Annotated in this window: 2 protein-coding genes; both read right to left on the reverse strand. The window is 46.2% G+C overall.

The window, feature by feature from the left end; genetic code table 11:
* Positions 1-5 precede the first annotated feature (5 nt).
* The gene (locus MOO44_RS07245) at positions 6-1,259 is read right to left on the reverse strand and encodes a dihydroorotase (protein WP_260116468.1); all 1,254 of its coding nucleotides are present in this window, start codon (positions 1,257-1,259) and stop codon (positions 6-8) included.
* 3 nt (positions 1,260-1,262) lie between these two features.
* Positions 1,263-2,201 carry an aspartate carbamoyltransferase catalytic subunit gene (locus MOO44_RS07250; protein WP_260116469.1) on the reverse strand — a complete coding sequence of 313 codons (939 nt, stop codon included), beginning with the start codon at positions 2,199-2,201 and terminating at the stop codon, positions 1,263-1,265.
* Between the last annotated feature and the right edge of the window lie 330 nt (positions 2,202-2,531).

Genomic DNA, 2,531 nt, shown 5'->3' on the forward strand with positions numbered 1-2,531 from the left:
TGTAATTAATAAACCTGTTTGCCATCAACGAACGTTGCAATCGTCTTCCCATAAACTGACTCGCCAATGAACGGTGAGTTCTTTCCCTTCGATAGGAAGTCATCTGCATCAATTTGGTACCCATGGTCTAGGTCCATGATTGCTAAATCAGCTGGATCGCCAACTCGTAATTGGCCGGCGTCAGTAATGTTAAACGCTTGAATTGGGTTGGTCACCATCCACTTCAACGCAGTGGCTAAATCGACCAAGCCGCTCTTCACAAAATGAGTATAAATTAAACTAAATGCGGTTTCAATCCCAACAATCCCAAATGCGGCGGAGCGCATCGAACCACTTTTTTCTTCCTTGCTGTGGGGGGCATGGTCGGTCGCCACCATGTCAATGGTGCCATCCAATAACCCGCTGATCAATGCCGCGCGATCTTCTGGAGTCCGCAATGGTGGGTTCATCTTCATCATTGGATTATCCATTTCAATCATCGAATCATCAAGGAGTAGGTGGTGTGGTGACACTTCGGCAGTCACGTTCAGCCCCCGGGCCTTTGCAATTCGTAATAATTCGACCGATTCCTTCGTCGAAATGTGGGCCACGTGATAGTGAACACCAGTGGCAGCAGCTAACACCAGGTCCCGTGCTAATTGAGCCGACTCACTTAACCCACTCATGCCAGGTAAGCCTAGGCGTTCGGCAGCAGCCCCCGCATTCATGACCCCACCATGAATTAAACTATCATCTTCAACGTGGGCCACGATTGGTAAGTGAACCGCTTGGGCCTGTTGCATGGCTTGATACATTGTATCAGCAGTTTGGACCCCGTGCCCGTCGTTGGTAAACCCAATCGCTCCTAATGCAGCCATCTTTTGAATATCGGTAATACGATCAGCCGTTAATGCCCCTGAAATCGCTGCGTACTGTTTCACCTTAATGACACCATCGCGGCGGTTACGCTTTACCATCTCAGCAAATGCAGCTGGTGTATCCACGACCGGGTCAACGTTTGGCATTGCAAAAACGGTCGTAAAACCCCCGTGAGCAGAAGCAAGGCTGCCGGTCTTAATCGTTTCCTTGTACTCTAATCCAGGATCGCGAAAGTGCACGTGGACGTCGACTAACCCGGGAATCACGTGGTTGCCAGCCGCATCAAAAGTTTGATCAACTGGTGTATCAACGGTCGAAGCAATTTTAGCAATCTTGCCGTCTTCAATCAGAATTGAGACCAATTCATCGTTCCAACGGGCATTTTTAATTAAGCTCTTCATTAACTATTCCTCCAGTAATCCACGTTGGTTTAACAACGTAGCCAAAATGGCCATCCGGGCAAACACCCCGTTGCGCATCTGGGTAAAAATACGCGATTTAGGAGCTTCTACCAGGCTTGAAGCAATTTCAACGCCCCGATTGACCGGTGCGGGATGCATGATAATAGCACCCTGCTTCATTAATTGAGCCCGTTCTTCAGATAGCCCATAGGTCCTGTAATATTCATTGGGCGTAAATGCTGCGACGGCGTTTTGGTTCAAACGTTCTAATTGGACCCGTAATAACATCACTACGTCTAGGTGGGGCAGGATGTCATCAATCGAATCGCAATAGGTCCCAAATTGATCAAAGTCAGCTGGATACCATTCCCGTGGACCCGCAAAGAAAACGTTGACCCCTAGCCGTTGTAAAATCTCAGCGTCGGAGCGGGCGACCCTAGAATGGGCTAAGTCGCCGATAATGCCGATGTTTAAACCCGTAAATTGACCAAATTCATCGTGAATCGTCATTAAATCCAAGAGGGTCTGGGATGGGTGTTGACCACTGCCATCCCCCGCGTTCACCAGGGAAAGATTGATATTTGGATCACTGGTCAATTGATCGTACCAACCAGTTTGGGAATGGCGAATCACGGCAATATCAACGCCAATTGCTTGCAGGGTCTTGAGTGTATCACCAAGCGACTCACCCTTCTTAACGGAACTATCAGCCGGATTAATGCCGATTAAATCAATTCCTAACTTCTTTTCAGCCATTTGAAATGAACTATGGGTCCGGGTGCTGTTTTCAAAAAACAGGTTCGCAGCATACACCGGTCGGACCAATCGGACCTGTGCAGTCCCTGCTTTAAACCGTTCTGCTAATTCAATCAAATCATTAATTTGAACATCTGTTAAGTCGTTAATGTTCAAGAAATGGTGGTCACTTACTGCTTGAATCATAATTGTGCGTCCTCCTCCAAAATAACCAGTCCAATGGATCATTAATAATTGAATGAATTTGATATCGGTCAAATAAAAAGGACCTCCTAACGATTAATCATCGTCAGAAAGCCCTTTGGTTTGGTCTTACAGTATGTATTCAGTGCGCTATCTACCACACCCATACTATCTCAAACCTTGGCGACTCTCTGGTCAACTCTTAAAGGATATCAATATTCATATGTTGATAGTATTATAGCATTGAATCCATCATAAGACAATCATAAATCAAAAAAGAGGGGCCGAATTGATCGGCTCCTCTTTTTAAATCGAAATGATTTTAACCAATGA

This window comes from Nicoliella spurrieriana (assembly GCF_023380205.1).
In the GTDB taxonomy this organism is placed as follows: Bacteria; Bacillota; Bacilli; order Lactobacillales; family Lactobacillaceae; genus Nicoliella; species Nicoliella spurrieriana.

Coding starts and splice junctions, on each gene's coding strand:
- MOO44_RS07250 (WP_260116469.1), bottom strand. CDS start 2,201: ATGATTCAAGCAGTAAGTGACCACCATTTCTTGAACATTAACGACTTA.
- MOO44_RS07245 (WP_260116468.1), bottom strand. CDS start 1,259: ATGAAGAGCTTAATTAAAAATGCCCGTTGGAACGATGAATTGGTCTCA.